This is a genomic window from Pelomonas baiyunensis (genome assembly GCF_043555935.1).
In the GTDB taxonomy this organism is placed as follows: domain Bacteria; phylum Pseudomonadota; class Gammaproteobacteria; order Burkholderiales; family Burkholderiaceae_C; genus Pelomonas; species Pelomonas baiyunensis.
The window spans coordinates 241424-267004 of sequence record NZ_JBIGIB010000003.1 but is presented as its reverse complement, the minus strand read 5'-3'; the positions used below and the strand labels follow the sequence as shown (position 1 = coordinate 267004).

The 25581-nt window shown below is 70.2% G+C and carries 21 protein-coding genes; 10 read left to right on the top strand and 11 right to left on the bottom strand.

Annotated elements, in window-relative coordinates:
• Positions 1–127 precede the first annotated feature (127 nt).
• The 7 genes from ACG01O_RS11665 (at position 128) to ACG01O_RS11635 (ending at position 9063) form a co-directional block, all read left to right on the top strand.
• Positions 128–361, top strand: a complete 234-nt coding sequence (locus ACG01O_RS11665; RefSeq protein WP_394384699.1) for a hypothetical protein — start codon at positions 128–130, stop codon at positions 359–361.
• 200 nt (positions 362–561) lie between these two features.
• Positions 562–1767 (top strand): hypothetical protein, encoded by a 1206-nt coding sequence (locus ACG01O_RS11660; protein ID WP_394384697.1) that lies wholly within the window; start codon positions 562–564, stop codon positions 1765–1767.
• Positions 1768–1843: 76 nt separating this feature from the next.
• Entirely contained in the window at positions 1844–4807 is a 2964-nt protein-coding gene (locus ACG01O_RS11655) for an AAA family ATPase (RefSeq protein ID WP_394384695.1), read from the top strand.
• A 362-nt stretch (positions 4808–5169) separates the two neighbouring features.
• Positions 5170–6561 (top strand): pectate lyase family protein, encoded by a 1392-nt coding sequence (locus ACG01O_RS11650; RefSeq protein ID WP_394384693.1) that lies wholly within the window; start codon positions 5170–5172, stop codon positions 6559–6561.
• A 99-nt stretch (positions 6562–6660) separates the two neighbouring features.
• Positions 6661–7083, top strand: coding sequence for a hypothetical protein (locus ACG01O_RS11645; protein ID WP_394384692.1), 423 nt, complete (start codon positions 6661–6663; stop codon positions 7081–7083).
• Between the two features lie 127 nt (positions 7084–7210).
• Positions 7211–8326 carry a sensor histidine kinase gene (locus tag ACG01O_RS11640; RefSeq protein WP_394384690.1) on the top strand — a complete coding sequence of 372 codons (1116 nt, stop codon included), beginning with the start codon at positions 7211–7213 and terminating at the stop codon, positions 8324–8326.
• Positions 8323–9063, top strand: a complete 741-nt coding sequence (locus ACG01O_RS11635) for a LytR/AlgR family response regulator transcription factor (RefSeq protein WP_394384688.1) — start codon at positions 8323–8325, stop codon at positions 9061–9063. The genes ACG01O_RS11640 and ACG01O_RS11635 overlap by 4 nt, the downstream gene beginning before the upstream one ends.
• Positions 9064–9127: 64 nt before the next feature.
• Here ACG01O_RS11635 and ACG01O_RS11630 read toward each other — a convergent pair whose 3' ends face one another.
• The 6 genes from ACG01O_RS11630 to ACG01O_RS11605 form a co-directional block, all read right to left on the bottom strand.
• Positions 9128–9754: a hypothetical protein gene (locus ACG01O_RS11630; protein WP_394384686.1), complete on the bottom strand. Its 627-nt coding sequence runs from the start codon at positions 9752–9754 to the stop codon at positions 9128–9130.
• Positions 9755–10243: 489 nt separating this feature from the next.
• Entirely contained in the window at positions 10244–10681 is a 438-nt protein-coding gene (locus ACG01O_RS11625) for a hypothetical protein (RefSeq protein WP_394384684.1), read from the bottom strand.
• A gap of 87 nt (positions 10682–10768) precedes the next feature.
• Positions 10769–11179 carry a hypothetical protein gene (locus ACG01O_RS11620; protein ID WP_394384682.1) on the bottom strand — a complete coding sequence of 137 codons (411 nt, stop codon included), beginning with the start codon at positions 11177–11179 and terminating at the stop codon, positions 10769–10771.
• A 179-nt stretch (positions 11180–11358) separates the two neighbouring features.
• Positions 11359–11751, bottom strand: coding sequence for a DUF6896 domain-containing protein (locus ACG01O_RS11615; protein WP_394384680.1), 393 nt, complete (start codon positions 11749–11751; stop codon positions 11359–11361).
• Positions 11752–12154: 403 nt separating this feature from the next.
• Positions 12155–12832: a hypothetical protein gene (locus ACG01O_RS11610; RefSeq protein WP_394384679.1), complete on the bottom strand. Its 678-nt coding sequence runs from the start codon at positions 12830–12832 to the stop codon at positions 12155–12157.
• On the bottom strand, positions 12829–16365 hold the full coding sequence (locus ACG01O_RS11605; protein WP_394384677.1) for a hypothetical protein: 3537 nt from the start codon (positions 16363–16365) through the stop codon (positions 12829–12831). Before ACG01O_RS11605 ends, ACG01O_RS11610 begins: the two co-directional genes overlap by 4 nt.
• A 203-nt stretch (positions 16366–16568) precedes the next feature.
• On the opposite strand from ACG01O_RS11605, the gene ACG01O_RS11600 reads away from it, so the two are divergent.
• Entirely contained in the window at positions 16569–16853 is a 285-nt protein-coding gene (locus tag ACG01O_RS11600; protein WP_394384675.1) for a hypothetical protein, read from the top strand.
• On the opposite strand, the gene recQ is transcribed toward ACG01O_RS11600, so the two are convergent.
• Positions 16854–18737: a DNA helicase RecQ gene (recQ, locus tag ACG01O_RS11595; protein ID WP_394384673.1), complete on the bottom strand. Its 1884-nt coding sequence runs from the start codon at positions 18735–18737 to the stop codon at positions 16854–16856.
• Between the two features lie 29 nt (positions 18738–18766).
• On the opposite strand from recQ, the gene ACG01O_RS11590 reads away from it, so the two are divergent.
• The gene (locus tag ACG01O_RS11590) at positions 18767–19261 is read left to right on the top strand and encodes a cupin domain-containing protein (protein WP_394384672.1); all 495 of its coding nucleotides are present in this window, start codon (positions 18767–18769) and stop codon (positions 19259–19261) included.
• 67 nt (positions 19262–19328) lie between these two features.
• Here ACG01O_RS11590 and dgt read toward each other — a convergent pair whose 3' ends face one another.
• Both dgt and ACG01O_RS11580 read right to left on the bottom strand, forming a co-directional pair.
• Complete coding sequence (dgt, locus tag ACG01O_RS11585; RefSeq protein WP_394384670.1) at positions 19329–20687, bottom strand: dGTP triphosphohydrolase; 1359 nt, start codon at positions 20685–20687, stop codon at positions 19329–19331.
• 209 nt (positions 20688–20896) lie between these two features.
• Positions 20897–21118 carry a SlyX family protein gene (locus tag ACG01O_RS11580; RefSeq protein WP_394384668.1) on the bottom strand — a complete coding sequence of 74 codons (222 nt, stop codon included), beginning with the start codon at positions 21116–21118 and terminating at the stop codon, positions 20897–20899.
• A gap of 57 nt (positions 21119–21175) precedes the next feature.
• Here ACG01O_RS11580 and truD point away from each other — a divergent pair, with 57 nt between their 5' ends.
• Positions 21176–22207 (top strand): tRNA pseudouridine(13) synthase TruD, encoded by a 1032-nt coding sequence (truD, locus tag ACG01O_RS11575; protein ID WP_394384667.1) that lies wholly within the window; start codon positions 21176–21178, stop codon positions 22205–22207.
• Between the two features lie 34 nt (positions 22208–22241).
• Here the strand turns inward: truD and pbpC are convergent, their stop codons facing one another.
• Positions 22242–24590, bottom strand: coding sequence for a penicillin-binding protein 1C (gene pbpC, locus ACG01O_RS11570; protein WP_394384665.1), 2349 nt, complete (start codon positions 24588–24590; stop codon positions 22242–22244).
• A gap of 11 nt (positions 24591–24601) precedes the next feature.
• On the bottom strand, positions 24602–25531 hold the full coding sequence (locus ACG01O_RS11565; protein ID WP_394384663.1) for a hypothetical protein: 930 nt from the start codon (positions 25529–25531) through the stop codon (positions 24602–24604).
• Positions 25532–25581 lie beyond the last annotated feature (50 nt).

Sequence of the window (25581 nt, the reverse complement as noted above, 5' to 3'; positions counted from 1 at the left end):
CGCCGCCTGCAGTTCAACGCAGGCGGCCGGCGATTCATCGCACGCCTGTGGCAACGCGGCGGCCTGCTGCAGACACTGCTTCCATCGACACAGCAATTCCGCTGCGTTGAACCCGAAAGGAAGCACCATGAAAGCCACCGTCCTGATCCAAGCCGCCGCCGTTGCCGCGTTTGCCTTCACCGCCTTCACGGCCAGCGCCGCGCCGCAGAAGGTTGAAACCCTGCCCCGCGTCGTCATCACCGGCCAAGCCGCCCGCACCGTGGCCCAGCTGCCCCGCGTGGTGGTGACCGGCATGGCCGTGCGCGACGTCGCCGCGCTGCAACAGCTGCCCCGCGTCACCGTCACCGCCCGCCGCGCCTGAACGCCCACGATGCCGATGCAAACGATGGGAAAACCCCGAGCCGAGTCGCCGGCGCAACAGGCCGGTGGCCGTTGTTGCGCCGCCGAGTCGGCTTGGTGCAAGCGATTGATGCCGGTCTGAAAGACAATCCGGGCTTCTGTGACGGGAGCCCGCTTGTGAAAGAAGAGCTGCGCAAACGCCGGTCCTGGCTGGATGGCTTCATGGCCTACCCCGCCCCGGCCGGCCTGAGTGAAACCGCGCTGCGCGACAACATCATCCTGCTCGACCAGGCGCTCTACACGCTGTGGAGCCTGGGCGACAACCTCATCTACGCGTGGATGCCCGAGGGGCGCGGCCTGCGCGTGCTCGTTGCGCCGCACCAGATGCTGACCGAGTACGCCGTGGGTGACGGCAACCTGCCGCAGACCGAAGTCACGCGCCGCACCCGCCTGCTCGACAAGCTGCTCTCCAACCAGGAGCACCTGGACCCGCAAGCCTTCGACGCCGTGGCCGCAGCCCTGGGCGTGAAGCCCACGCACATCGAGCTGCCCTTCATTCCCGAGCGGGGCCTGGGCCTGCCGTTGATTGCCGCGATTGCCGCGCGCTACGGCATTCGCCTGGTGGAAGACCGCGCCGTCATCCTGTTCGACGCCGTGGGCTTCTCGCTGCTCACGCCGCTGCAGCAGGTGGTGCAGCTCAACAGCCTGAGCTGCTCGGTGAACGCGGCCTACGCCAAGCTGCTGGACCGCGAGATCAACATCAACTTCGCGCGCACCACCACGGGTGACGGCTTCTACATCTGGAACCGCATGCGCGGCGTGGAAGCCAACGTCGAGCTGTACCAGCTGATGCAGTTCATCCTGGCCGACAACGCCATCGCCCAGGAACGCGCCACGCGGCCGGAGTCGGTGCCCAAGCTGCGCGCCTGCTTCCATGTGGGCTCGCACTACGAGTTCTACCAATCGGAAGGCCTCAACCCCACCTCGTTCAGCTACTTGGTGGGTCAGGTCACGATCGAACTCGCCCGCATGATCGACCGCGCCCAGCCCGGCCAGATCCTGGTGGGCAAGTTCAACACCGTGATGCGCGATGAAGGCACCGGCGAGAACGTGCGCATCGACAGCCTGGACTTCGTGGAGCGCACCCGCGCCCCGCTGCGCAGCCTGAACGGCTTGAAGCTCGCAGGCTCGGAGGTGGACGAAATCGCCTGCTACCTGACCGGTCGGCGCGACGCCACCGGCCTGTGGGGCATCAGCGAGTACCAGATCGCCGACAAGCACGGGCTGATCCACCGCGTCTACAACGCCAAGATCAACATCCACCGCCGCAACGGCGAGCCCATCTACCTCGGCCTGCGCGAGGAAGACCTCCCGGCGGATGCCCCGCGCACCACCGCTGACACCGACTTCGCGCCGTTGCCGGCATGAACGGCCTGGAGATCACCCTCCAAACGCCCGTAATTCACGCGCTGCCGCGGCGGTAACGGCTAGCATCCCCGGCGTCGTGACTGTGTCCCTCGCCTCTATCGCCGCCCCGAACCGCAGCGCCGGCCAGCGCCGGCTGCTGACCGTGCTGTTCGTCGACCTGAGCGGCTCCACCGCCATGGCCGAGTGGATGGAGGCCGAGCACTACGCGGCCATGCTGGCCGACCTGCGGGCGCTGTACGAGCGCATCGTGCCGCACCACGGCGGCGCCATTGCCCGCATCCAGGGCGACGGCATGCTGGCCATCTTCGGCCACCCCGAGGTGCGCGAAGACGACGGCCGCCGCGCCACCGAGGCCGCGCTGGAGCTGCACGCCGCCGTGCGCAACCTGCTGCCGCCCGGCCCCCGCCCGGCCGATTTCGCCGGCCTGACGCTGCACAGCGGCATCCACGCCGGCATCGTGCTCGTGAACGAGGGCGACGAAATGCGCGGCCGCTACGAGCTGCTGGGCAACGCGCCCAACATCGCCGCGCGCCTGTCCGAGGCCGCCAAGGCCGACGAAATCATTGCCAGCGAAGAAAGCCTGGGCCTGCAAAGCCAGTTCTTTGAAACCGGCCCGCGCTTCACCCTGCAGCTGCGCGGCCGCGCCACGCCGCTGGCCGTGTACCGCGTGCACGGCCGCGCGCCGGTGGGCCGGCGCTTCGAGGCCAGCGTGCGCCGCGGGCTGGCCCCGTTTGTGGGCCGCTGCCGCGAACTGGCTGCGCTGGACGATGCGCTCTCCCACGTGCTCACCGGCCACACCCTGTGGCTGGGCCTGCGCGCCGGCGCCGGCGTGGGCAAGACGCGCCTGACCGAAGAATTCCTGCGCCACGCGGCCGACCAGTCGGTGCAAATCCACCGCGGCTACTGCGAGAGTTATTTGAGCGCCGAGCCGCTGCAGCCCTTCCTGCAAATGCAGCGGGCGCTGGACGGCCTGCACAACGCGCCGCCCGAGCTGTTCGCCGCGCAGCAAAGCGCCCCCGCCCAGCGGGCCGACGCCCTGCTCGCGCTGCTGCTGGCCCTGGCCCGCGAGACCCCCCAGCTGGTGTGCATTGACGACCTGCAGTGGGCCGACGACGCCTCGCTGCGCCTGCTGCACCGGCTGCGCACCGCTGCGCAGCTGCAAGGCCTGCCGCTGCTGCTGCTCACCGCCAGCCGGCCGTCCAGCGACAACGCCCACATGCCCAGCGCCAACGACGGCGACGCCGCGGTCATTGAACTGCCGCCGCTGACCGAGGACGAAGCCGCGCGCGCCGTGCAGCAACTGCTGCCCACCACCGACCCCTTCGTCGCCTCCGAAGTGCAGCGCCACGCCGGCGGCAACCCGCTCTTCATTGAAGAGCTGTGCCACGCCGCGGCCGACGCCGGGGGCGGCTTGGGCGAAGGGCAAAGCAGCTCGGCCTGGCTGGCCGCTTTGGTGGAATCACGCGTGGGCCGCCTGCCGCCGGCGCAGGCCGCGCTGGTGCGCGTGGCCGCCGTCATCGGTAACGTGATCCCGGTGTGGCTGCTGGAAACGCTGACCGGCTGCGGCGAGCGCCACCCCGACGTGCAGGCCCTGGCCGCGCAAGACTTCATCTTCCCCGACCAGCGCCCGGGCCACCTGCGCTTCAAGCACGGCATCACGCGCGACGTGGTGTACGAGGCCACCGGCCTGCACGAACGCCAGGCCCTGCACCGCCACATCAGCGCTGCGCTGAGCGCGCGCGGCGGCACCGAAGACCAACTCCACGAACCGCTGGCGTACCACGACGCGGCCGCCAACGACTGGCACGCCGCCGCCCGGCACGCCGAGGCCGCGGGCGACCTGGCGCTGGCCGCCTCGGCGCTGGACCGCGCCAAGAAGCAGTTCCGCGCCGCGCTGGCTGCGCTGGAGTTCCTGCCCGACGACGACGACCGCCGCCGCCGCTGGGTCAGCATCGCGCAGCGCCTGGGCATGGCCTGCGTGTTCGACGCCTCGCAAGACGACCTGCGTGTGCTCAAGCACGCCGCGCAACTGGCCCACGCCGACGGCGACGCCGGCCTCATGGCCCGCACCGAGTACTGGCTGGCCTACGTGGGCTACGCGCTGGGCGAAACCCGCGACAGCCTGCGCCACGCCCGCGCCGCGGTCGACATCGCCCAGCAATGCGGCGACCAGGCCCTGCTGGCGCAGCTGCCCGGCACCGTGGGCCAACTGCAGGCGGCCGCCGCCGACTACAGCCACGCGCTGCCCATGCTGGACTTGGCCATCACCCGCCAGCGCGCCCGCGCCAGCAAGAGCCCGGCCAACCAGATCGGGCTGGCTTACTCGCTGTGCTGCCGCGCCTACGTGCTGGGCGACCAAGGCGAATTCGACGACGCCCATGCCGTGTTTGCCGAAGCCCTGACCCCGTTCGACGGCAGCGGCCACGCGGTGGAAGCCAGCATCCAGGGCTGGCGCGCAGCCGTGCTGCTGTGGCAGGGCCGCTGGGCCGAAGCCCGCGAAGCCGCCGCCGTGGCCCACCGCGTGGGCGCCCAGGTGCGCAGCCTGTTCACCTGCGCCATGGGCCACGCCGCCGGAGCCTACGGCGCCTGGATGCAGCAGGCCGACCCCACCGCCCGCCAACACATCCTGGACGCCACCGCCTGGCTCGCCCCGCGCGGCGGCGGCCTGTACAGCAGCTTCAACCACGGCTGGCTGGCCGACATCCTGTCCACCCAGGGCGACGCCGGCGCGGCCCGCCACCACGTGGCCCTGGCCCTGAAGCGCGGCCGCCAGCACGACTGGATCGGCGGCGCCATGGCCTACCGCGCCGCCGCCCGCCTCGCTGCCAAGGTGGGCGATGTGAACCGCGCCAAGCGCTACCTCAGCCTCGCCCGGGGCGCCGGCGCGCAGCGCAACTCCGCCCACGAAGCCGCCGTCACCGCGCTGCTGGAAGCCGAGCTGCAGCTGGACGACCGCTGGCGCGCCGCCCGCGACCTGGCCCTGGCCGAATTCACGCGGCTGGGCATGACCGGCTTCCTGGACCGCGCCCGACAGCTCTGACCCACGCCCGCCCGCGAGCGGGTGCCGGGCGGCACTGCTGGCGGCCCCGATCTGAGCTGCATCTGGGCCCGGTCGTCACTGCTATCGGCCTCATGAAACCACGCGCCCACAAAAACAGAACGTCGTTTCATTATTGCGCCCGCCAGATGCGCAGCGGTATCGCGCCGACCTGACGTCGCCGCGCCCACGCGCGCGGATCGGCACCGAATGACCGGCTGCGACCTGACGTCTGCGCCGGTTCCCACCCACAGCCCCCCCCCCCCGCGCCTCGCAGCGGACCCGCCGTGCACAGCTGCGCCTGACACCCGGCCGCACGCACCGCAACCGCCCCTGCGCGGCCGCCACGACCTGGAAACCACCCCATGACGACGTCGACCCCGCTCACGCCCCCGCCGCTGCCCGCCACCCGGTCGGCCGGTGCCGCCCTGTCCCTGCTGCTGGCCGCCACGGCCGCGCAGGCCGTTGACTGGCCCACGGGCTACTCGAAATGCGCCAACGAAGGCGAAACCTGCGCCGCCGGCGCCAGCGCCCGCCCGGTGTCCTTCGGCATCAAAGACAAATGGGTCGTCAAAACCCTCAAGGGCGATGTCGCCTGCTCCGTGGCCACCTTCGGCTCCGACCCCAACCCCGGCCTCACCAAGAAGTGCGCCGTCGGCCCGGTGGGCAGCCCGGCCCCAACACCGGCACCCACACCGGCGCCCACGCCCGCACCCACGCCTGCGCCGGCCCCCGCACCCGCCGGCAGCAGCGGTGGCTATGCGGGCACGGTGACCGGCGGCGGCACGAAGGCGGCCGTGACCGTCAGCACCGCCGCCCAGATGCAAGCCGCCATCGACAGCTATGACGGCGCCTCGGGTCTGGTGTTGCGCTACACCGGCCGCTTCGACTTCGGCACCATCCCCGACGCCTGCACGCAATGGAAAAAACCGGCCGGCGCCATTGTGGAGATCAAGGGCAAGGACAACGTCACCGTCGAAGGCGCCGATGGATCGGCCGCCAACTTCGGCCTCGCCATCAAGGGCGACTCGCAGAACATCATCGTCCGCAACATGACCATCGGCCTGCTGCCCGGCTCCATCGACGCCATCGGCATCGAAGGCCAGAGCGGCAAATTCCCCGGCTACATCTGGGTGGACCACAACACCCTCTTCAGCAGCCTCAAGGAATGCAGCGGGGCGGGTGACCTGGAGTTCGACGGCCTGGTGGACAACAAGGCCGGTGCCCACCACATCACCTACTCCTACAACTACATCCACGACCACCACAAGGTCGGCCTGATCGGCTCCAGCGACAGCGACGCGAGCGACCGCTTCATCACCTTCCACCACAACCACTACAAGGATGTGGGCTCCCGCCTGCCCCTGCAACGCGGCGGCTACACCCACCTCTACAACAACCTCTACACCGGCATCCAAACCTCGGGCGCCAACATCCGCATGGGGGGCTACGCGCTGATTGAGGGCAACTGGTTCGAGAACTCACAGAACCCGGTCACCTCGCGCGACAGCTCGTCCATCGGCTACTGGCAGCTGCGCAACAACAACATCCAAAGCCCGGCCGACTTCGCCACCTACGGCATCACTTGGGTGGCCAGCGGCTCGTCGCCTTCACGGGACGCCACCGACTGGCGCAGCACCGCCAACTTCCCGCTCGGCATCCCGTACAGCTACACGCTGCAAGCACCGGCGTGCGTGAAGCAGAAGCTGCCGGCCGCCGCCGGCGCAGGCACCGGGCTCGCCAAGATCAGCTGCTGATGCAGCACCCGGGGGCACCGCCCCCGGGTCGGCCCTTGGGTCGGCCCCAGGCGGCGGGCTCAAACTAGCGGCGTCAAAGGCTTTAGAGGTTCACCTCCCATGCGCTGGATCGCCCCGCTGCTGCTCAGCCTGGCCACCACGGCCCAGGCCGCGCCCCAACCCTTCACCGGCGCCGACTACAGCGGCCGCTACACCTGCCAAGGCGTGGACGACCACGAAGGCCCCTACACCGGCACCGTCACCCTGACCCTGGTGCGCGAGCAAAGCAGCGGCCGCCACGGCGCGTACCGGTTCGAGCTGGAGGTGCCCGGCTACGGCCGCTACCCCGGCCAAGCCGCCAGCGACGGCGCCCACATGGCCATCCACTTCGCGCTGACCGACCCGTCCACCCAGGACTACGGCACCGGCATCGCCACCTTCCGCAAAACGCGCGGCGGGCTGTGGCAGTTCAGCAAGTGGTACTACGAGCCCGAGTTCAAGGGCGGCAATTTCGGCCGCGAAACCTGCACGCAGCAGAAGTAAGCGCCTTGTTGGGGCGGGCAGCGGGGGACGGGCCCGCTGGGCCCCCGCGTCCTCAAACCAGCCCCAGATTCCGTGCCTCCAGCGCACCGCCTGCCGCCGCTGATGCCCGGCGCCCACAATCGGCGCCATGACCTCCCACCCACCCGCCGCCCTGGCAACGCCCCCCGCTGAGCCGTGGCTCCCCCCGCGCGAGGTGCTGCGCATCTACGCCCTGGCCTGGCTGCCGGTGCTGTTGATCTACCTCGTGGCGGTGGAGACCGACGGCGTGTGGGCGCGTGGCTTCAACCTGTGGAGCGCGCTGCACGGCACGCTGCGCAACATGGGCCCGCAGTTCGTGCTGCTGTTGCTGCTCTGGCCCGCCACCGGCTGGATGGAAACCCGCCGGCTGGGTGCCGTTCGCCAGGTGGCTGCGCACGCGGTGCTGGCCGTGGCCTTTGTGGTGGCCTGGTACGGCGTGCTGTGGGGGTGGATTGCGCTGGAGTCGGGCGTGGACGCGGCCGAGCGAGCGCGCAACAACTGGTTCATCTGGCAGCTGGAGTTCGGCATGCTGGCCTACGCCGCTGCGGCGGGCGGCTTCAGCGCCTACCGCGCGGTGCAACGCGCCCGGGCCGAGGCCGCCGCCGCGGCGCAGGCGCAAATGCTGCTGGCGCGCAGCGAGTTGGCCGCCCTGCGCAACAAGCTCAACCCGCACTTCTTGTTCAACACGCTGCACAGCATCCTGGCGCTGGTGCGCAAAGACGCCGTGCGCGCCGAAGAAGCCCTGTTCACCTTCAGCGAAATGCTGCGCTACCTGCTGGACACCGAACGCAGCGGCGACGACCAGGTGCTGCTGCGCGACGAACTCGCCTTCACCGAGCAGTACCTGGCGCTGGAAGCCATTCGCCTGGGCGACCGGCTGCGCGTGCACTGGCACGTGGACGACGACCTGCTGGGCCGCAGCGTGCCGGCGCTGAGCCTGCAGCCGCTGGTGGAGAACAGCATCAAGCACGCGTTCAACCCGCGCAGCGAGCCCGGCACCTTGCGCATCGACATCGACACCGCCGACGGCCCGCTGCGCCTGCGCGTGGCCGACGACGGCCCCGGCGTGCAACTGCCCCCCGACGGCGCCCTGCCCCCCGGCACGGGCCTGGGCCTGCGCACCGTGGCCCGGCGGCTGGCGCTGCGCTGGGGCGATGCCGCGCGGTTTGAAGTGCGGTCGGCACCCGGCCAGGGGTTCACTGTGGAAATGAGGTTGCCAACATGACCATCCGCGTTGTCATCTGCGAAGACGAGCCGCTCGCCCGCGAGACCCTGCGCGACTTCATCGCCGCGCTGCCCGAGCTGGTGCTGGTGGGCGAAGCCACCAATGGGCGCGAGGCGCTGCGCCTGATCACCGCCCTGTCGCCCGACCTCGTGTTCATGGACATCCAGATGCCTGAGCTCACCGGCCTGGAGGTGGTGCGCCAGCTCGCCACCGTGCCGCCGCTCATCTTCACCACCGCGTACGACCAGCACGCCGTGACCGCCTTCGAGCTGCACGCGCTGGACTACCTGCTCAAGCCCTTCACCCAAGCCCGCTTCCAGGCCGCCGTGCAGCGCGCACTGCAAACCCCGGCGCCCGCCGCCGAACGCAGCGCCGCTGCCGTGAGCGCGCTGCAAACCCAGCCCGGCGAGGCGCTGGCGCGCATCCTGGTGCGCGACCGGGGGCGCATCTTCCCGCTCGCGCTGGGCGAGATCGAACACCTGCGCGCCGACCTGAAATACACCCAGATCACCGCCCGCGGCGCGAGCTTTCTGGTGCGCATGGCCCTCACCGACCTCGAAGCCCGGCTGGACCCCACCCGCTTCCTGCGCGTGCACCGCAACGCCATCGTGAACCTGGACTTCGTGGAGTCCATGAAAGCCGACGAGCAAAGCCAGCTGCAAATCCTGATGAAAGACGGCACCGAACTGCTGGCCAACCGCGAGGCGAGCAAGCGGTTGAGGGATTTGTCGATTTAGGAGGGCGAGGAGCCGCACGGCGGCTTAGCCACTGAGCCCGTCAGCCCCTCCACGCCTCAGTCCTTCAACCCGCCTCACACTGAAACACCGGCCGCGTGTCGCCGGTGGCTTCGGCATACAACCGGGGCCGGCCCACCAAGCGGCCCACCTGCTTGCGCAACTGTCCGTCGGCATCGCGCCGCATCACAAAGCATGGCGCAGCGCCGCTGGCCTGGGCCAGGCGGTCCCAGCGGGTCAAGGGTGCGGAGTGGGCCCGGTCGTCCTGCGCCGCCCAGGCGGCGCCGTGGTCGGCCGGAGTGCGCAGCGCAGCCCGAGGCACCCGCAAGTCCAGCGGGGCGACAGCCTCTGCGGGCGTAGCCGGCAGGCGGGGCACCACGCCCTCGGCAGCGCCGGCGCCTGAACCGGCAGCACCCGTCACCGGTCGCGCGTCGGACACGGCCTGCGGAGCGTCCACGGGCGGCACGCCCTCCACCCACCGCGTTGAACGGCCCACCGCGCCACCGCGCGGTTGCGCTGCCGCCACCGTGCCCGCCACCCGCGCGGGCGGGGGCGCCACCCAGCGCACCGGCACCACTGTGCGAATGCTCGGCAGCGCCGCGGAAGGCGAAGCCCCGGGGCCGCCACTCTGGCTGGCCTGCCACAGCCCAGCCCACAGGCCGCCTTGCAACCCCAGCGCCAACGTCCATGCCACGGGGCGAATGCCGCCGCGAGGGCGCCATGTCGGCAGCGCGGTCATACCCCGAGCTTTGCGCGCCTCGCCTGCTGGCTGCCAAGGAGCCATTCATCCGGGACTCGACAGTTAGGCATCGCTTTCCTCGATGTGCCAAGTGAATACCACCAGATCATTTGGGTCCACGACAAATGTTCTCCAAAGGGCAGGCTCGTCAGTGAGATTGAATTCCCACACATCGACGGCCCGGCCGTGCCGAGGCCTACGCACATGAATGGGGCCGGCGGGCCACTTCGTCGAAGTCCGAGCAAGGCTTGCCTGCCAAGTCCAGTGCTCTTTCAATCGTCATCGGCGGCGCCACCTCATGACGCCCAGGATTTGCCACAGCACCGCTAATCAGCACAAACATGACCACAGTGCGATCTTGAATTGATGCCTAACGTCGAAGTTGAGCCGTGAGCGGCGGCGGCATGGCGACGCGAGTCGGCTCGAGCGACTGGTCAGCCATTGCTACAGGCAAACCCATAGCAGCAATCGCTTCCCTTGAGCCACCGCTCCAGCAGCAAGCGCAGAGAGTTCTCCAAGAAGCGGCTCTACGTCTGCTGCGACCCAACGATCAAGCTGAGCTTCCTCGGTATTTGCCCAAGCAGTTGCAAGCCTTTGGATATCTGGTGCAGAGATTGCGGCAAGCAGACCAACCAAGTCCTCGGGCAGTGAATCGACCCACGGCCCCTCTGCGCCACCATCGGCTTGGATCTCAAACGACTTCATGTACTCGATGACCACCTGATCCTCAGGCGGCTCACCCTTCAAGATGAAGCGGAGGCTTGCCAGCTTGACTTGGTCAATGCCTTTCGCTTCCAGGGTTGGCCAAATGCTCGCGTGTCCCTGCGATTGCAAAATTGCAGGGGCTTCTTCAAGAGTTGCAACGATCAGATCAGTAAGCATGCCGAGATGGTATTTGCAATGGCTAACGTTCACGCTCAGCGAGCGGCGAAGCCGTCCGCTGCAGCAAAAGGTTGGGCAGCACCAGGTTCAGAGAAATGGCCAGTTGCCAATGTAGATGTAGTAGGCATGCACCTTCCCCGTCTTTGGATCTTTGAACTCATACGCGTCGCAGTGATGAAATTCCCCTGGCTGACTTACGCCGCAGTCCCCCACCTGTACACGGGCTTGAATCACGAATGCTTTGGGCACGTTTCGGCCAAGCCAGATCTTTTGCAAGTCTGTTCGATTCTCCAGATCCGACTTCAATAGATTTCTTCCGATTGCGGAAATCACGATTGGATCGTTTGAGGTAGCGGCCGCCTCAGAAAACTCATACCTCAATTCGGGGCTCTCGCGCGAATTCACCACGAACGACGCAAATTTCTGCTTTCGGTCAGCCCCTTGAGCGCCAAAGGCGACGAACAAGAGAATGGACAACGGGATGAGTGCTTTACGCATGCTGTTCTGTCCAACGCCCTGGTTAACCGGCGCCGGAAGCCGAAGGCTGGAGGGCACCAACATAGGCCATGAAAATGGCGAAGCCATGGCCTATGTTGGCGTCCGCGTTGAACCCCCAGTTAGGCTGGGGCGCGTAGGCACGGTGTTGCATTTGCATAGATCTAGCCTGGTTGATGTGCTCATTCAAGGTTTGATTTTTGGACCTCTAGCGCATCTTCGATTGCGATTTTCAGCTTTTCTTCATCAGCCAGGAGTTGCTGGAATGGTTCATAAGGAAGGTTTCCTTCGTTTACCTGACGCTCGATGAAGATTTTCATGCGCCATGGATCTGGGTTTGGTTTGTCGAAGTCAAAATCAATTCCGCCGACGTCGGGGGTTTTGTAGATATCAACACCGATGCCGTGAGTGCATAAGAACCAAGATGTTCCAGGAATTGCATGCCTGCCTCTGTTCGTGTGAAGAAGGATGTCCTCTGGATGCTCCAAATTGAAGCTGCGCTTGATGAGTTCTTTGGCCCATGCCATTTGCGCATGCCAGAGGGGAATAGCTGCAAGGACAGGATTAGTACTCATGATGAACTGACACTCTAACGTGTGCCTGACAGGCTGTTTGAAGAGAGCCTAACTATTGGTTTATCCAGCACGCCGTGCCGCAGAACTCCGGGCACTGCTGCTTAACCAGGCCCGGGAAATTAACGGCAACTCGCTGACCGGAATAGAGATTTCAAGCGGCAAGCTGCAATTCACTGCCATTAAATTGATGCGGAAAGCGGCATGAACCGGCGCGACTCTGCCAGCCGCTCGGACCCAGCGCAATTGAGGGGGCTGCCTCAGCGCGACATGCCCACCGATTGCTTGCAGGGCAGTCAGGTTGACCTCCGCATACCCGCCGTCTGCGGGTGATGGCGCGTGGCCGATAGCCGCCCCGCTGGCAACCAGGCCCGGACGACCACTGGCACCGTGCCCCACCGTCCCCTCAGTCCATCAGCCGCCACACGCCGCCGCGGCGCGTGAGCGAGGCCAAGCCGCAAAGCTGGGGCTCCGGCGCGGTGGGTTGCAGGCACACCTTGGTGACCTCCACGCGCTCGGCCGTCACCCAACGAACCGCACGTGGCCCCCAGGCCGGCTTGAAGCTCGCCTCGCGCTGAATCGCACCATCCGCCACGCGCCAAATTTCGAGGACGTTGGGTCGAAAGCCAGCCCCCAGGTCTTCGGACGCGACCACCGCATGGCGGCCACCGGGCGCCACGACAGGAAAGCTGGGCAGCTGGGCGATGTGGCCGGATTCGGCATCGATCAGCCAATGGCTGCTTTGCTCCTCGTGCAGCTGAAGCACCAGGTGGTGTGGGAGCGGCTTGGCCGGGCCGAGGTAGGTGTAGACGGTCGTCGGGAAACCGGTGGCGTCGAACGTGTCCTTCAGGCGCACGGTGGCCCGAGCGGTCTGGAGCGTGAGGACGCCCGGCGACCGGCTCACACCGACACCCGGCAGCGCCTGGCGCTCGATGCCCCGGGCGCAGTCCAGCCAGCTGAAGTTGGCGTCGGCACACGCGGCCACGCCGGCCTGCACCTCGGCCGGCGCGACCTGAGCCGAGGCCGGCAAGGCCAGCAGCGCCACACAGGTCAGGCCGGCCCGGAAGATGGAACGCCCCCTCACACCGCCAACGCCACCACCGTCGGCGAGCCCGTGAACCGCATCACCCCCGCGTCCAGCACGGCGGCGATCACGCCCAGCATCACGCCCATGGCCATGCCGTAGCCGGGGCAGGCGTGGGGCGGGGCGCCTTGCGGGTCGGCGCGGTCGCCGCCGAAGGCGACGTGGTGGCGCAGCGGGTCTTGCTGGGTGGCGGAGCCCAGGGCCACCACCAGGGTGTCGCCGGCTTTCACGTCCACCTCGCCCAGGCGGTGGTCGGTGCGGGCCAGGCGCCAGATCTGGAAGGGCGTGGGCTTGTAGTTCATGGTGGCCACCAGCGCGGGGCGCAGGCGGGCCACGGCGGCGGTGTAGCGCTCGGGCAGCGGCGTGGTGGCGGGCACTTCGTGCCATTGGGGCTGCAGGTCCCACAGCTTCTTGGTTTGCACCCAGATGGCCAGCGTGGCCAGCAGGTTGGCGTGGGTGGTGGGCGGGAAGCCCAGCATCACGCCGGCCAGGGTGCGCACGGGCAGGTCGGCCGGGGCGTTGGGCACGGCACGGGCAGCCATCAAGATGGCCTGGGTGAGCTTGGGCAGTTGCTCGAATGGCGTGGCGGCCAGCCAGCGGTCCACCGCAGCGGTGAAGCTGCTGCCGGCGTCGCGCCCGGCCTGGCACACGTCGGGCGTGGGGTGCGGCCCGAACACGTAGCGCGACACGCGGAACAGCGCGGCCGGGCAGCGCGGGGCTTCGGGTTCGCTGGCGGGGTGGAACTCGGTGCCCCACACGTGGCGGCCGTCCGGCGGGCCAAACCACACCTGGCACAGCTTGGCCAGCACGCCTTCGCTCAGGCGCTCCAGGTCCAGCGGGGTGTCGGTGGGCAGGTCGGCGGGCTTTTGGCTGGGCGGGAAGGCGGCCAGCAGCGCCTGGGCCTCTTGCTTGAGCCCGGCGATGCCGGCGGTGGCGATTTGGTAGGCGGCGGCGAAGGCATCGCGCTCGCTGACGCTTTCCAGAATCTTGTTCACGGCGGGCGCCTGCTCGCGGTGGCCGGTGTCGTCGTCCAGGCCCAGGAAGCCCACGCCCACGGAGTCGGCCATGCGCTGGCCGTAGCCGGCGTTGGAGTAGCGGTCGGGCGCATTGCGCAGCACCTGCTGCACCCGCTCGGCCGCGCCCACGAGCACGCCGTAGGCGGTGGACACCACGCCGCCGGGCTGGGCGCGCACCCAGGCCCAGGTGGAGTCGCGCTTGTTGGTGTCTTCCAGCGCCTGGCGCCAGCCGTCAAAGTCGGTCAGCGCGGGCACGGCGTCGGGCAGTGGCACGGCGGGCAGTTGCGGCAGGGGCAGCTCCACCAGGCCGGGCAGGCTCTTGAGCGCCCGCACCGAGGGCACGAAGAAGTAGGCGCCCCACTGCAGCGTGACGAAGGGCTGATGGCCCAGGTCAATCTCATACGCGCGCTTGTCGTGCTCGAACGGGTACAGGCGCGGGCCGGTGCCGTCCACCACGCCCAGGAGCGGGTCGCTCTGGCCGGAGTAGCCACCGCTGGCGTTGCCGCCGGCCACCCAGCGTTGCACCACCTCGAACTGCTCGGCCAGGTGGGCGTTGTAGGCCATGAAGACGAGGCCGCGATCGGCGTCGTCCACGGGTTGATCGCGGTTGGGCGGGGGGCCGTAGCTCATGCCGCGGCGCAGGATGCGCGGCATGCGGGCGCGGGCGAAGGCCATGTCGGCACCCTGGTCGCGCGGGTTGGTGCGGCGGATGTGCGCGTGGAAGGGGCACATCGCGCCCTTGGCATCGGCCTCGTAGTTGAAGTCGTTGCCTGACGCGGGCACGCGCTCGTCGGCCAGCGGCACGCCGGTGCGCCAGCGGCCCATGAGCTTGGCCAGCAGCAGCTCTTTGGGCAGACCGGTGGTGCGGGCGGCGTCGGTGATGCGCGCATCCAGCCGGCCCACGTACTGGCGCAGCTTGCGCACGACGAGGAAGCTGCCGCGGTCCAGCAGCGCGTCGGGCTGCTCGGGCACGGCGTAGCCCTTGTCGCGCGCGGTGGGGTAGCCCTGCAGGATTTCGCCGTTCTCCACCCGGTCGTCCCAGTTGGCGCCGGTGGCGGTGGGCGTTTTCCACTTCGGGGTGGGCTGGCTGATGCCGTCTTTGAAGCCGAAGTTCTCGCTGTCCACCGCGTTGCTGCGCAGGGGCTCCACGGCCATCAGCGCGAGGCCCGTGCCTTGGGTGAGCGCCTGGGCGGCGGCGTCGATGCGGGCCTGGTCAGCGGGGGTGACGGCCTCGCCCGGCTCGGTGCTGGTGAAGCGAATTTGCACCAGCACATGGGCGCCGGCGGGGTCGAACCGGTCGCGGCCGTTCACGTGCGGGGCCAGGGCCCAGTGCGCGGGGTGGTTGTGGCGCACGTCGCCCAGCAGGCCGGCGCGGGCGGCCATGCCTTCCTTGAAGGCCTGCGGGAAGCGGTCCAGCCGCGCCTGCGGCACGCCCAGGGCTTGCAGGCCGGCCAGCGTGAGGGCGAGTTGCGTCCACACGCCTTGCAGCGCGCCGGTGCCGGCGGGCGCCTGGCCTTCGGCCGTGACCGGCGCGGTGGACAGCCAGGCCAGCGCCTGCGTGGGCTGGGCAATGCGCAGCAGCAGCAACGCGCCGCGGTTGGTGGGCAGCTTGGTGAGCATGCCGGCTTGCAGGTCGGCGTCTTGCACGTCCAGCGCACGGGCCTGCACGGCGGGCGGCGTCAGCGTCGTCTCGAACCACTTCAGCATGGCGAAGTGGCGGCGGCGCAGCAGCTCGCCCGGGGTGGTGCCGGTGCCCACCGGGAACTGCAGCGCGGTGCCCAGGCGGGTCAGCTCGAACAGCACGTCTTGCGTGGCGCGCAGCAGCACGCGGCCATCCCAGGCCTTTTCGTTGAAGAAGCGTTGCAGCGTGAACAAGGCGGCCAGCGGCACCAGGCCGCGCGCGGCCATGGCGAACTGGTCGGCCGGCGCGGTGGGCAGCGGCTGCACCTCGCCGGCGGCGGGGGCGCGCAGGCGGTCGGCGCCCAACTCGCTGGCGTGGCCGCGCTGGGCGGCTTCCAGCTTGGCGAGGTATTCCGCATCGCTCACCGTGCGGCCGGACTCGATGAACAAAAAGTCGGCCGAGATTTCATGCGCCCGCACCCAGCGGGCGTAGGTCTCGAAGCTGCAGTTGCACGAGAGCTCGTAGCCCTCCACGTGGCACAGGATCAGGTCGAGCGTGGAGCCGAGCTGGTCCCAGATGACTCGCATGTAGGGCTCCCAGCCGCCGTCGAAGTTGACGTTGAGCAGCAGGCGGTCGGGCGCGCCGTTCTTGCCCTCCACCACCGCCCAGCGGAAGGAGTGGACGATGCGCCAGCGGGCCACGATGTCGGTGTAGGGCGAGGCCGGCGCGCTGCTTTCGCGCGAGCCCAGCCGCAGGCTGTTGAGCGTGCGCAGCACCTTGCGCAGGCGGTCCACATAGGTCGCCACTTCCAGGGCGTCCACAAACCCCGGTTTGATGTCGGCCAGCAGCACCAGGTCGGTGATGCCGCCGAGTTGAACGTCGTTGCCACGTGCCATGTTGATCTCTCCCTGATAGGCGGCCCGCAGTATCCGGGCACCGCACGACCGCCGCGTCAGGGGCGGCCCTCAGGCTTGACGACGAACGCCGTCCATCCCGCCCGGCCGCAGTTCAGGCGCGTTTTCCGGCGACCTATCGCAAACCCTTAGTTCCGGGCCGTTCCCCGCCGCACACTGGCGCCACAGACAGAGAGGAACACACCATGAACCGCATCGCCACCACCACCGCCCGCACCACCCGCCTGCAAACCGCCAGCGCCGCCTTGCTGGTGGGGCTGGTGGCCCTGACCGCGGCCGCCTGGACCACCATCACCGCGCCGGCCGAAGGCCCCGAGGTGGTGAAGTTGGAGCGCGTCGTCATCAGCGGCGTGCGCACGCCCGACGCCGTGGCTGCCGTGGAGCAACTGCCGCGCGTGGTGATTGAAGGCCGCCGCAGCGTGGACGGCACCCAGATGGCCAGCGCCGACCTCCCGGTCAGCGCCCGCTGATCACCGACCCAGCACGCGCAGGATCTCGCGGCCGTAGGCTTCGAGCTTCTTCGCCCCCACGCCGCTGATGTCGCCCAGCTCGGCCAGGTCGGCGGGCATCTGCCGCGCCATTTCGGCCAGCGTGGTGTTCTGAAAGATCACATAGGCCGGCAGGCCATGCTCCTTGGCCACCTCGGAGCGCCAGGCCTTGAGCGCCTCGAAGCGCTCGGCCGCTTCCGCATCCAGGCCCAGCGCCGGATCGGCCTTGGGGCGCGCCCCGCCGCGGGTGGACTTGCCGCGCGGCTTCTTCTCCTCGGCCTCGCGCAGCCGAATCTCCACCTCGCCCTTGAGCACCGCCCGCGCGCTGTCTTGCAGCGCCAGGGTGTTGAACTCACCCTCGGCCGCAACATGCCCCAGCGCAATCAGCTGGCGCAGCACCGCGCGCCACTGCTGCTCCGACAAGTCGGCGCCGCAGCCCCAGGTGGACAGGCTTTGATGCCCGTACTGGGTGGTTTTGTCGGTCACCTTGCCGCGCAGCACGTCGATCAGGTGGCCGGCGCCGAAGCGCTCGCCCCGCTGATGGAAGCGGTAGATGCAGCTCAGCAGCTTGCGCGCGGCTTCGGTCGCGTCCCAGGTGGCCGGCGGGTTCAGGCAGTTGTCGCAGTTGCCGCAGGGTTCACTGGCTTCGCCGAAATAGCCCAGCAGCCGCACGCGCCGGCAGTCGGTCGCCTCGGCCAGGGCCAAGAGCGCGTCCAGCTTGCCGCGCTGGCCTTGCTTGAACTCCTCGCCCGCCGGGCTCTCGTCGATCATGCGGCGCTGGTTCACCACATCGGCCAGGCCGTAGGTCATCCAGGCTTCGGCGGGGGCGCCATCGCGGCCGGCGCGGCCGGTCTCCTGGTAGTAGGCCTCGATGTTCTTGGGCAGGTCCAGGTGGGCGACGAAGCGCACGTCCGGCTTGTCGATGCCCATGCCGAAGGCGATGGTGGCCACGATGATGAGCCCGTCTTCGCGCAGGAAGCGGTCTTGGTGGCGGCGGCGCACCTCAGCGTCCAGCCCGGCGTGGTAGGGCAACGCGTTCAGGCCTTGCGCTTGCAGGAACTCGGCGGTTTCTTCCACCTTCTTGCGGCTTTGGCAGTACACGACGCCCGCCTCGCCCTCGTGCTCGTCTTGAATGAAACGCAGCAGCTGCTCGCGCGGCGATCCGTTCTTCTCGACGATGAGGTAGCGGATGTTGGGCCGGTCGAAGCTGCTGATGAAAACGCGCGCGTCTTGCAGTTGCAGCCGCTCGATGATGTCGGCGCGGGTCAGGTCGTCGGCCGTGGCGGTGAGCGCGATGCGCGGCACCTCGGGGAAGCGCTCGTGCAGCAGGCTCAGCTGCAGGTACTCCGAGCGGAAGTCGTGCCCCCACTGGCTCACGCAGTGCGCCTCGTCGATGGCGAACATGCTCAGCAGGCCCCGCTCGCGCAGGCTTTCCAGCTGGGCCAGGAAGCGCGGCGTGGTCAGCCGCTCGGGCGCGGCGTACAGCAGCGTGAGGCGCCCGCTCAGCATCTCGCGCTCGATGCGCGTGGCCTCTTCGCTGGTGAGGCTGCTGTTCAGGAAGGCGGCATGCACACCGGCTTCTTCCAGCGCGCCCACTTGGTCGTGCATCAGCGCGATCAGCGGGCTCACGACGATGGCCACGCCCTGCCCGCGCGTGTGGCGCAGGATGGCCGGCACCTGGTAACACAGGCTCTTGCCCCCGCCGGTGGGCATCAGCACCAGCGCGTCGCCCCCGGCGGCCACCTGCTCCACGATCTCGGCCTGGGGGCCGCGGAAGGCGGTGTAGCCAAAGACTGCTGACAGGACCTGGTGCGCAGCGGATTGCAGGTCGTCGGTGGCGCTTGGAAGATGCAGGGGCGGATTCATTCAACCGCCATTGTCCCCGGAGACCCTGCATGACCCTGCCCAACCGCGCGGCCGAACTGCGCCAGCGCCTGATCCGCAACTTCCACGACGCCCCCCGCGAGCGCTTCGTGCGCGCCCCCCGCTACGACACCGAGGGCGCCTCCCTCACCCAAGGCACCGCCGCCCAGCAGCTGGGCGCCCGCATCGACGTGGTGGCCCCGGGCCAGCAAGGCTGCCCCTACCACTACCACCACGGCGAAGAAGAGATGTTCATCGTGCTGCAAGGCGAAGGCACGCTGCGCGTGGCCGGCGAGCTGCTGCCCATCCGGGCGGGCGACGTCATCACCGTGCCGGCCGGGCCGGAGTACCCGCACCACATCCTCAACACCTCCGACGCGCCGCTGCACTACCTGTCGGTCAGCACGCAGAAGTCGCCGGAGATTTGCGTCTACCCCGACTCCGGCAAGGTGGGCTGCTACGCCCCCGGCCTGCGCCTGCTGCAACGCCAGGACGCCGGGGTGGACTACTGGGACGGCGAGGCCTGAGGCGCCTGAGCCTCGCGGTTCAGGCCCACATTCAGGGCCACCTCCACGCCCACATTCACGCCCGCCTTTACCCGCTCACCGGCCCCACCAGCTGCGTGTGCCAGCGCATCACGCGGGCGTCGCAGGCGCTGGCCAGCCAGTCGGCCAGCAGGCGGCGTTGCTCGCCGGTGCTGCCGGCCTGCTCGTGGGCCTGGCGTTGGGCCTCGGGCAGCAGGTGCAGGGGGTCGTCCCAGAAGGCCTCGGCCACCGCGCGCAGCATGCGGCCGCCGCGGCGCTGGTAGGCCGACACGGCCGGCGCGCCCAGGGCCACCTCGTGCACCAGGTGGCGCAGCTGCGCCAGGAAGGCCTCGGCCTCGGTGAGCAGGCACACGCGGTGGCGCAGCAGCGGCTCTTCGATGTCGTCGCGCTCGTCCACCTCCACCGACACGATGAAGGCATTCACCAAGGTGCCGATGGCGCGGCGCCGGGCCGACTCGGACGCCCCGAACAGCGCCCGCGCCGCTTCGCTGGGCGAGCCCAGTTCCACCGCTGCGGCCCATCCCGGGTCGGGCTTCAGGCGCAACCAGCGCTCGGCCGTCACCAGGCCGAGGCGGATGCCGTCTTCCAGCACGTGCACGCCGGTGGCCAGCGCCTCGGCCAGGCCGATGAGGCTGGCGTCGAAGCCGCTCCAGCCGGCGGCGCCGTGGTGGCCGTCGCGCGGCAGGGCCGAGGGCAGCATGAAGGCGTGGCTGTCGCTGCTGCTGGCGGGCAGCAGGGTCCAGTCGACGATGTCCTGGTCGGCGTCGTAGTAGCAGCCGGGCGGGCGGCGGCGGTCGTCGCGGCCGGCGCTGCTGGCGCTGAACACCAGGCGGCGCGGCGCGGGGTGGGCCAGGCAGCCCAGCAGCACGCGGCGCGACAGGTCCAGGCCGAACTGGTCGGCATAGGGCTCCTGGCGGGCCAGCAGCCGCAGCGTTTGCGCCGGGGCCGAGAAGCCGCCGCTGTCGTGCAGCCAGTTGTTCAGCGCGGTTTCGCCCGCCTCGCCAAAGGCCGGGCAGCCCATCTGGCGACCGAAGGCAATGGCCTCGATGAGGTTGGGCTCAGGCAGCAACCGGGCCCACGGCGCGCTGGCCGAGTGCAGGTGCTGCAACGAGCGCAGCAGCCCGCGTGACAGCTGCGCGGCTTCCTGCGCCAGCGTGGCGCGGGTGCGGAACACCTCGCCGTCGTCCACCCCGCCCAGCAGGTGCTTGCCCTGCAGCTGGCGGTAGCTTTGGCTGTGCATCACCCGCGCGCGGTCGCGGGCGTAAGGGTTGCGGTAGGCGCCGCGCACGCGCATCAGCTCCGACCCCGAGCGGCGTTGCTGCCACTGGAGGTCGTCTCGCTGCACTTGCAGGGCGGGTTCAGGCTGGGGCCGGTCCTCGGCAACAGCGGCTTCCATCAGGACGTCCATGGCGCACAACTCCACGCAAGACTTGGCTCCCTGAGGTGTGCCGGACGGGGCTGTGAGCGCCGCTTGAGAAGGCCGACACGTGCGCCAAGGGTAGGCCGGTCGCCCCCGCCGTGGCACAGCGGCCGGCGCGTGAGGTGTGCAGAAAGTCGCAGCTTGCGCCGGCCCAGGCTCGCGATGGGCGCGCGGCAGGGGCGCGGGCCGCGGGCAGATCAATAGTGCGGCGGCAGCTCGTCGCGCAGGCTGCGAAACCCACCCGGCTCGGCGGCCGAGGCGGCCTGGTTGCGCAGCTCCACCAGCTCTTTCACCAGCCGGTCGATCTGCGCCTGCTGGCGCACCACCACCTGGTTGAGTTGCTCCACCGTGTCTTCGGCAAAGCTGGCCTTGATCTCCAGGTCGGTGATGCGTTGTTCGAGGGCGTGCAGCGTGTCCATGGCCGCAATGGTGGCGCAATTCCGCCGCCTTGCGGCCCACGCGCGGGACAATCACCCATGACCGAAGCCGCCTACACCGCCCTTCCGACCTGGCCCCGCGCCTATCCCGACACCGGCGCCCGCGCCACGCTGAAGGCCCGCAACGAAGACTTCCTCGTGACCGAGCAGCCGCTGCAGCTGCCCTCCGGCGCCGGCGAACACCTGTGGCTGGACGTGCAGAAGAACGGCGCCAACACCGCCTTCGTGGCCCAGCAGCTGGCCGCCGCGGCGGGCGTGAACGAATGGGACGTGGGCTACGCCGGCCTGAAAGACCGCTACGCCGTCACGCGGCAGTGGTTCAGCATCTACCTGCCGATTGCCAAGGGCGCCGGCGAAACGCCCGACCTGACCCAACTCCAGCACCCTGAGTTCCAGGTGCTGAGCCAAAGCCGCCACGTGAAGAAGCTGCGCCCGGGCGACCTGCAGGGCAACCACTTCCGCCTGGTGCTGCGTGACGTGACCGGCGACCGCGCCGCCGTGGAAGCCAACCTGCAGGCCGTGGCCGCGCAGGGCGTGCCCAACTACTTCGGCGCCCAGCGCTTCGGCTTTGACGGCGGCAACGTGGAGCAGGGCCGCGCCATGCTGGCCCGCGAGATCCGCGTGCGCAACCCGAAGAAGAAGGGCATCTACCTCTCGGCCGTGCGCTCCTTCGTGTTCAACGAGGTGCTGGGGCTGCGCATTCAGCAGGGGCTGTGGGGGCAGACGCTCGCCGGCGATGTGCTGGACGCCGCCGGCCGCCCCACCGGCCCGCTGTGGGGCCGTGGCCGCGTGAGCACCACCGACGCCGCCCAGGCCCTGGAAAACGGCGTGGCCGCCCGCCACGCCACGCTGTGCGACGGCATGGAACACGCCGGCCTGGACCAGGAACGCCGCGCCCTGGCCGCCCACCCGCAAGACCTGACCTGGGCCTGGCCGGAGCCCGACCAGCTGGTGCTGAGCTTCACCCTGCCCGCCGGCCAGTACGCCACCTCGGTGCTGCACGAACTGCTGCACACCACCGAGCCCGAGCGGCACGGCGAGCCCGACGCGGAGACGCCGCCGGGGGAGTGAGCGGGGGCACGGCGCCACGGCCGCTGCCGCCGCGCTAGTTCGCCACCTGAAACTCCACCCGCGCCCAGCGGCCCAGACCGTCCATCACCGTGAGGCGGTGCGGGCCGGGGCGACTGACGTGCAGGGTTTGCGCGGCCGCCGCGGTATCGCTGGCGGCCATCCATTGCCCGTCCAGCAGCCAGGTGGCGCCTTGCTGCGCGCCGATGGCCTGCAGGCGCAGCGTCACCTCGGCCTGCCCCGGCGCGGGGCGCAGCATGGTGCCGGGCTCCAGGCCCACCACGCGCAGGCGGTTCGCCACCGGCTCGCGCGGCGCGCAGTCGGCGCGCCAGGGCAGGCGTTCCATGGGGTGGCGCTGTTCGGCGTCCAGAAACGGGCCGAGCAGCGCGGGCCAGCGCACGGCGTCCACGCGTTCGGCGTCGGGCGCGCAGCCGGGTTGCACGCGCTGGCCGGCCTTCACCCACACGGGTTCGGCCAAGGGCGTGGGGCGAAGCCGGTCGGGCAGCGTGGGGGGCACGGCGCCGTCCAGCGTCCAGGCGGTGCGGCGTTGCAGGCACAGGCCCGGCTCGGTGGCGGCCTCGGCCTGGCCCTGCGGCCAGCAGATGGGCACGGCGGCCACGTTGTCGGGCTTGCGGCGGGGGCCGAGTTGCTGGCGGGCTTGATTCGACATGCCATCGGGGCCCAGCGCCGCGGCCAGGTCGCGCAGCAGCGGCGCGGCCGAGTTGGCGCCGAAGTGGCCGGGGTTGGGCGTGCCGTCGGGCCGGCCGATCCACACGCCGAAGGTGTAGCGGTCGGTCACGCCCAGCGCCCAGGCGTCCCGAAAGCCGAAGCTCGTGCCCGTTTTCCAGGCCACGCGCTGGCCGCTTTCACGGAACGGGTTGCCCGGGCGGCCGCCGTTTTCCAGGATCTCGCGCACGATGAAGGCGGCGCCTTCGCTCATCAGCCGCGTCTCCTGCAGCGGTGCGCCCGGCGTGAGGTGCGGCCGCGCGGCCAGGCCGCCGCGAGCCAGTGCCGTGTACGCGCCCACCAGCTCTTCCAGCGTGGTGCTGCCGCCGCCCAGGATCAGGCTGAGGTTGGGCGCCGCGTTGGCCGGCATGCGCAGCTTCACACCCGCGTTGCGCAGCCGGCCGGCAAAGCGCTCCGGGCCCAGGCGGTCCAGCAGGTCCACGGCGGGCACGTTGAGCGAGCGTTGCAGCGCTTCGCTCACGCTGACCGGGCCGGAAAAATCCGCCTGGAAGTTGCCCGGCGCGTAGCCGCCGAAGTTCTGCGGCGCGTCGATGAGCAGGCTTTCGGAATGGATGAGGCCTTCGTCCAGCGCCATGGCGTAGAGAAACGGCTTGAGCGTGGAGCCCGGCGAGCGCTTGGCGCGCACCATGTCCACATGCGCGCCGCGGCGGGCGTCGGTGAAGTCGGCCGAGCCCACGTAGCCGCGCACGTCCAGCGTGCGGTTGTCCACCACCAGCGCGGCCATGGACACGGCCTCGGGCAGGCTGTTCAGGCGGTCGGTCAGCAGCTGCTCCAGCCGGGCTTGCAGGCCGGCGTCCAGCGTGCTTTGGATGACGGCCTCGGTCTTGCCTTGCCGGCGGGCTTCCTGGCGCAGGCGCTCGGCGGCCAGCGGCGCCAGCCAGCGGGCGCGCAGCGGCGGGGCGAACACGCGCTCCAGCTTGGCGTCGGCCACCTCGGCGGCGGTCCACACGCCTTGCGTCTGCATGCGGGTGAGCACCTTGTCGCGCGCGGCCTGGGCCGAGGCCACGGCGCGATCGGGCCGCAGCCGGGTGGGCGACTGCGGCAGCGCCACCAGCAGCGCGGCCTCGGCCTGAGACAGGTCCGCCGCGCCTTTGCCGAGATAGGCGCGGCTGGCCGTTTCCACGCCCTCCAGCGGGCCGCCCATGGGCGCAAGGTTGAGGTAGAGCGCCAGGATCTCGTGCTTGCTCAGGTGCAGCTCCAGCTGCAGCGCGCGCACGATCTGGCGCAGCTTGGCCGGCACGCTGCGGCCGGCGGCGCGCTCGTCCACCAAGCGGGCCACCTGCATGGTGAGCGTGGAGCCGCCGGACACGATGCGCCCATGCCGCACCCACTGCCAGGCGGCGCGCGCCAGGGCCACGGGGTTCACGCCGGGGTGCACGTAAAACCAGCGGTCTTCGTAATGCAGCAGCGCCTGCAGGTAGTGCGGCGACACGGCCTCGGGCGTGGTCGGGTGGCGCTGCGCCCCGTCGTCGCCCGGCCAGGCGCGCAGCGGCGTGCCGTCAGCGGCCAGCACGGTCAGCGTGGGGGAGTTGCTGGCGGGCGTGGGCAGGGGGAAGGCGAAGTCCAGCGCCAGGATGAGCAGCAGGACGGCGGCGAGCGAGAGCTCAAAGCGGCGCCAACGGGAGGCAGGCAGGGGCATGGGGCAGGAGGTCAGGGCGCGGCAGCGGCCAGGGCGTTCAAGCGCGCCTGGGCCTGGGCCACCACGGCGGCCAGCTCGGGGCGGCCGGCCAGGGCTTGGGTGTAGCAGCGCATGTAGGCCGCGAAGGCAGAGTTCTCGCTCTGGCGCTCGCGGTGCAGGAACACCGCACGGCAGGCGGGCATCTCGGGCAAAGGCTCGGCCAACGCCAGGCGCACCAGCAGCACGCGGTCGCCCTGCAGCAACGTGGCCACCACCGACGACGGCGGCACCGGGGCCACGTCTTGCGCCCACAGCCCCAGCAGCGCCACCGCGGCCGACGCCCCGGGCGGCGCGGCCACGGGCAAGGGCTGGAACACCTCGAACGCCGCGCCGGCATCCAACGCGCGGCCGTAGAAGCGCGGGTGGGCCAGCGCTGCGGCCCGGGCGCGCGGCAAGGGCGGCTCGCCGCTCGCCGGCGGCTCCGCCCGCCAGGCGTCCAGCAGGCGCCGGTGGGTGTGCACCACCGCATCGTCCGCCGCCGGCCCGCAGCGGTAACGCAGGCCGTCCAACATGCCAAAGCCCAGCTCGGGCATCAGGGTCTCGGCGTTCAGCACCGGCTCGGCCTCGCAACCCGGCCAGGGTTGCACGCCCAGCATCGCGCGGAGTGATGAGAACAACGCGGCTTGCCGGGTGCGGTCCAGCGCCAGCACGGGCGCCATCGCCTCATCCACCCCCGCGCCGCATGCGCCCGGGGCCGTCAGTGCGACCGGGGCGGCTGATTTGGCGGCGCAGTCGCGCCCTTGCTGCACCGCCGCGGCAAACGCCCGCGCCACCGTGCGCTGGGCGGCGCGGCGGTCGCTCAGGTACTGCTGAACGTCAGCCGGCTGCGCGGCGGCGCTGGCCCACAGTGGCAGGCACAGCGCCGCAGCAGCCACCTGCAGCCGGCCCCACCAGCCGCTCATGGCGCGCCCTTTCGCCGGCCCGGCCTGTTGCAACGAGCGTCGGCCCCGGC

What these genes read in the sequence shown, in the direction of transcription:
- ACG01O_RS11615 (WP_394384680.1), bottom strand. Translation starts at nt 11,751, where the DNA reads ATGAGTACTAATCCTGTCCTTGCAGCTATTCCCCTCTGGCATGCGCAA.
- ACG01O_RS11625 (WP_394384684.1), bottom strand. Translation starts at nt 10,681, where the DNA reads ATGCTTACTGATCTGATCGTTGCAACTCTTGAAGAAGCCCCTGCAATT.
- ACG01O_RS11580 (WP_394384668.1), bottom strand. Translation starts at nt 21,118, where the DNA reads ATGGACACGCTGCACGCCCTCGAACAACGCATCACCGACCTGGAGATC.
- ACG01O_RS11640 (WP_394384690.1), top strand. Translation starts at nt 7,211, where the DNA reads ATGACCTCCCACCCACCCGCCGCCCTGGCAACGCCCCCCGCTGAGCCG.
- pbpC (WP_394384665.1), bottom strand. Translation starts at nt 24,590, where the DNA reads ATGCCCCTGCCTGCCTCCCGTTGGCGCCGCTTTGAGCTCTCGCTCGCC.
- ACG01O_RS11665 (WP_394384699.1), top strand. Translation starts at nt 128, where the DNA reads ATGAAAGCCACCGTCCTGATCCAAGCCGCCGCCGTTGCCGCGTTTGCC.
- truD (WP_394384667.1), top strand. Translation starts at nt 21,176, where the DNA reads ATGACCGAAGCCGCCTACACCGCCCTTCCGACCTGGCCCCGCGCCTAT.
- ACG01O_RS11600 (WP_394384675.1), top strand. Translation starts at nt 16,569, where the DNA reads ATGAACCGCATCGCCACCACCACCGCCCGCACCACCCGCCTGCAAACC.
- ACG01O_RS11605 (WP_394384677.1), bottom strand. Translation starts at nt 16,365, where the DNA reads ATGGCACGTGGCAACGACGTTCAACTCGGCGGCATCACCGACCTGGTG.
- dgt (WP_394384670.1), bottom strand. Translation starts at nt 20,687, where the DNA reads ATGGACGTCCTGATGGAAGCCGCTGTTGCCGAGGACCGGCCCCAGCCT.
- ACG01O_RS11565 (WP_394384663.1), bottom strand. Translation starts at nt 25,531, where the DNA reads ATGAGCGGCTGGTGGGGCCGGCTGCAGGTGGCTGCTGCGGCGCTGTGC.
- ACG01O_RS11645 (WP_394384692.1), top strand. Translation starts at nt 6,661, where the DNA reads ATGCGCTGGATCGCCCCGCTGCTGCTCAGCCTGGCCACCACGGCCCAG.
- ACG01O_RS11590 (WP_394384672.1), top strand. Translation starts at nt 18,767, where the DNA reads ATGACCCTGCCCAACCGCGCGGCCGAACTGCGCCAGCGCCTGATCCGC.
- ACG01O_RS11660 (WP_394384697.1), top strand. Translation starts at nt 562, where the DNA reads ATGGCCTACCCCGCCCCGGCCGGCCTGAGTGAAACCGCGCTGCGCGAC.
- ACG01O_RS11635 (WP_394384688.1), top strand. Translation starts at nt 8,323, where the DNA reads ATGACCATCCGCGTTGTCATCTGCGAAGACGAGCCGCTCGCCCGCGAG.
- ACG01O_RS11620 (WP_394384682.1), bottom strand. Translation starts at nt 11,179, where the DNA reads ATGCGTAAAGCACTCATCCCGTTGTCCATTCTCTTGTTCGTCGCCTTT.
- recQ (WP_394384673.1), bottom strand. Translation starts at nt 18,737, where the DNA reads ATGAATCCGCCCCTGCATCTTCCAAGCGCCACCGACGACCTGCAATCC.
- ACG01O_RS11650 (WP_394384693.1), top strand. Translation starts at nt 5,170, where the DNA reads ATGACGACGTCGACCCCGCTCACGCCCCCGCCGCTGCCCGCCACCCGG.